The 2,710-nt window shown below is 55.0% G+C and carries 4 protein-coding genes; all 4 read right to left on the bottom strand.

What is annotated here, in order from left to right; translation table 11 throughout:
- Positions 1-258: 258 nt before the first annotated feature.
- From ACEQU8_RS09020 to ACEQU8_RS09035, 4 genes are read right to left on the bottom strand one after another with little or no spacing between them, the layout of a single operon-like run.
- Complete coding sequence (locus ACEQU8_RS09020) at positions 259-1,272, bottom strand: NAD(P)H-dependent glycerol-3-phosphate dehydrogenase (RefSeq protein ID WP_291739149.1); 1,014 nt, start codon at positions 1,270-1,272, stop codon at positions 259-261.
- 12 nt (positions 1,273-1,284) lie between these two features.
- A complete protein-coding gene (gene secB / locus ACEQU8_RS09025; protein WP_008247524.1) occupies positions 1,285-1,764 on the bottom strand; it encodes a protein-export chaperone SecB in 480 nt (159 codons plus the stop codon).
- A 42-nt stretch (positions 1,765-1,806) separates the two neighbouring features.
- Complete coding sequence (gene grxC, locus ACEQU8_RS09030) at positions 1,807-2,082, bottom strand: glutaredoxin 3 (protein ID WP_171101016.1); 276 nt, start codon at positions 2,080-2,082, stop codon at positions 1,807-1,809.
- A gap of 43 nt (positions 2,083-2,125) precedes the next feature.
- The gene (locus ACEQU8_RS09035; protein ID WP_370263056.1) at positions 2,126-2,605 is read right to left on the bottom strand and encodes a rhodanese-like domain-containing protein; all 480 of its coding nucleotides are present in this window, start codon (positions 2,603-2,605) and stop codon (positions 2,126-2,128) included.
- Positions 2,606-2,710: the final 105 nt, after the last annotated feature.

A 2,710-nucleotide genomic window follows, 5' to 3' on the forward strand; every position in this document is an offset into this window, starting at 1 on the left:
CTGAACTTGCAATGGGTCGCACGATGACCAGTCAGAAAACTTGCCGGCTTGGCGCGCCGAGACCAACAATCGCGCCCTGGCGCGAAAGCCAAGACCCGACCGTTACTTTTGGAGGGCTTGGCTTAGTGCAGGCTCAAGACGGCAAGCCGACCTGCCAAGTTTTCGGGCAGCGGTGACCCTGCAAGCTCAGCACTCAACAAACCAACCAGCCCCGTGCAGCACAAGCAACCACGCCGAGTGGACAACAAACAGCAACGATCATTCAGCGTCTTCAGACCTGGCTTCGCGCGACAGCAGGCGCATCACGCCTTCTCCGGGGCTCAAACCCTCGAATAGCACAGAATTTACCGCTGCCGTAATCGGCATATCAACCCCCAATTCCGCGGCAAGCTGCTTGACCACCGGCGCACATTTCACACCTTCAGCGACCTGACCCAATTCTTTGAGAATGGTGTCCAGTGACTTGCCCTGAGCCAACATCAAGCCCACGCGCCGGTTGCGAGACAAATCGCCAGTGCAGGTGAGTATGAGGTCACCAAAACCGGAAAGCCCATTCAGGGTTTCCGCCTGGGCACCCAAGGCCACGGCCAAGCGCTTGATTTCGGCCATGCCGCGGGTGATCAGCGCTGCACGGGCATTCAGGCCCAATTGCATGCCATCGCAAATGCCAGTAGCCACCGCCATGATGTTTTTAACCGCGCCACCCACTTCAGCGCCCACCAGGTCGTCAAGCTCGTAAACACGCAAGGCAGCATGGTGAGCAGCACGCACCATGGCTTGGCGGGTGGGCTCGTCCGCGCTGGCAGCAGTGAGTGCGCAGGGCAAGCCACGCGCCACTTCGGCTGCAAATGAAGGGCCGGTGAGCGCACCGCCATAGTGCCTGCCCAACACCTCCTCAACCACTTGATGCGGCATTTGGCCAGTGCCCACTTCAAAGCCCTTGCACAACCACACCAGCGCAGGCCATTGCTCCATGGGCGCAATTTCAAGCAATTGCAACAGTGTTTGGCGCAACGCGCCCATGGGCGTGCCCAGCACCCAAAGTGCGTCGGGTTGGCCAAGCGCGTGCCGGGCTGCGGCCGAAAAATCAGCCTGTACTTTCAGTGTGGGAGAAAGCTTGATACCCGCGAGGTAACGCGGGTTTTCGCGCTGGCTGGCAATGGATTGCAGCACAGCAGTATCGCGCCCCCACAACACCACATCATGCACATAGGACATGTGGGCAGCCACTGCGGTGCCCCACGCCCCTGCACCGAACACGGTGATGTTCATGCGCGCCGCCAATTACGCTGTGGTAATGATGCCGGAACCGTTTTGCTTGGCGGCCTGCTCTTGGGCTGCTGCCAAACGCTGCTGGTAAAACTGTTCGAAGTTGATGTCGGACAAATGCACAGGTGGAAAGCCGGTGCGGGTAATGAGGTCGGCTACATTGGCGCGCAAATAGGGGTAGATCATGTTGGGACACAAAATGCCCAACAGAGGATCGAACTGCTCTTCAGGCACATTTGAAATTTCGAAAATACCGGCCTGCTTGCATTCCACAAGAAAAGCCACTTTCTCGTCGATTTTGGCGGTCACCGTTACTGTCACTTCAGACTCGAAAATGTTTTCGGCCAAGCGTTGTGCGCCCACATCCACAGCCACTTCAATTTTGGGCGGATTCTTCTCGAGGAAAATTTGCGGTGCGTTGGGCAGTTCCAAAGAAGCGTCTTTGATGTAGACGCGTTGCATTTGAAACACTGCTTCTGAATTCTGTTCGGCCATTTGCTGGCTCCTATGGATTGAATAAATAAGGTTTGAATGAAATTAGCCGGGCTGCCCCAACAATGGCAAAAGCTTACCAGCACGGTCGAGGTCGAACAGGTCATCACAGCCGCCCACATGTGTGCTGCCGATATAAATTTGCGGCACAGTTCGGCGGCCGGTTTCGGCCATCATTTTTTCTTTCTGGGATGGGTCGAGATCAACCCGGATTTTCTCGATATTCTGCACACCACGCTCGTTCAACAAGCGTTCAGCACGAACGCAAAAAGGGCACACCGCGCTGGTGTACATGCGAACAGGGGCTTGAATATTGCTCATGTGAATTCCTTGACTACTGAGTTTGCTGCAACTGGGTTTGCTTTTACTTGGCAACCTGCCTGGTGGCCTTGGGTGTTTTGGTTTTGGGCGCAGCATCTGCGGCGTCTTGAACCTTTTTAACCGGCAAGCCTGCTTCTTTCCAGGCATTCAGGCCACCGTCGAGAACAAACACGTCGGTGTAACCAGCCGCTTTCAACACGGTGGCGGCTGCGCCGGAACGTGCGCCGGTTTGACACAACACGATCAAGGGAGTTTCCTTGGTTTTTGCCAGGGTGCCCGCCTTTTCTTTCAGGTCTTTGATGGCCATGCGCCTGGAGTTGGGCACAACGCCCGAGTTGTTGACGAAGTCATCGTCTCGAATATCAACCAGGACCGCCTTCTTTTGATTAATTAAAAGTGTGGCTTGGGGCACGGTGACGCGAGTGCCACCACCTTTGGTCAATATTGGCCAAATCAACATGAGGCCAGAACCAAAGGCCAAGGCGATAAGCCAACTGTTTTGAATCAGAAATTCCTGCGACATAAATCCTGCAATGAGTGGGTCTTGATGGATTGGTCATTATATCCCCTTGAATCGAGGCTAAAATGGAGGTTTGCCTAATTAGACAGCAACTTAAAGGCCACAAAC

It is taken from the genome of Limnobacter sp., assembly GCF_964228395.1.
Lineage (GTDB): Bacteria > Pseudomonadota > Gammaproteobacteria > Burkholderiales > Burkholderiaceae_B > Limnobacter.

What these genes read in the sequence shown, in the direction of transcription:
- ACEQU8_RS09020 (WP_291739149.1), bottom strand. Translation starts at nt 1,272, where the DNA reads ATGAACATCACCGTGTTCGGTGCAGGGGCGTGGGGCACCGCAGTGGCT.
- secB (WP_008247524.1), bottom strand. Translation starts at nt 1,764, where the DNA reads ATGGCCGAACAGAATTCAGAAGCAGTGTTTCAAATGCAACGCGTCTAC.
- grxC (WP_171101016.1), bottom strand. Translation starts at nt 2,082, where the DNA reads ATGAGCAATATTCAAGCCCCTGTTCGCATGTACACCAGCGCGGTGTGC.
- ACEQU8_RS09035 (WP_370263056.1), bottom strand. Translation starts at nt 2,605, where the DNA reads ATGTCGCAGGAATTTCTGATTCAAAACAGTTGGCTTATCGCCTTGGCC.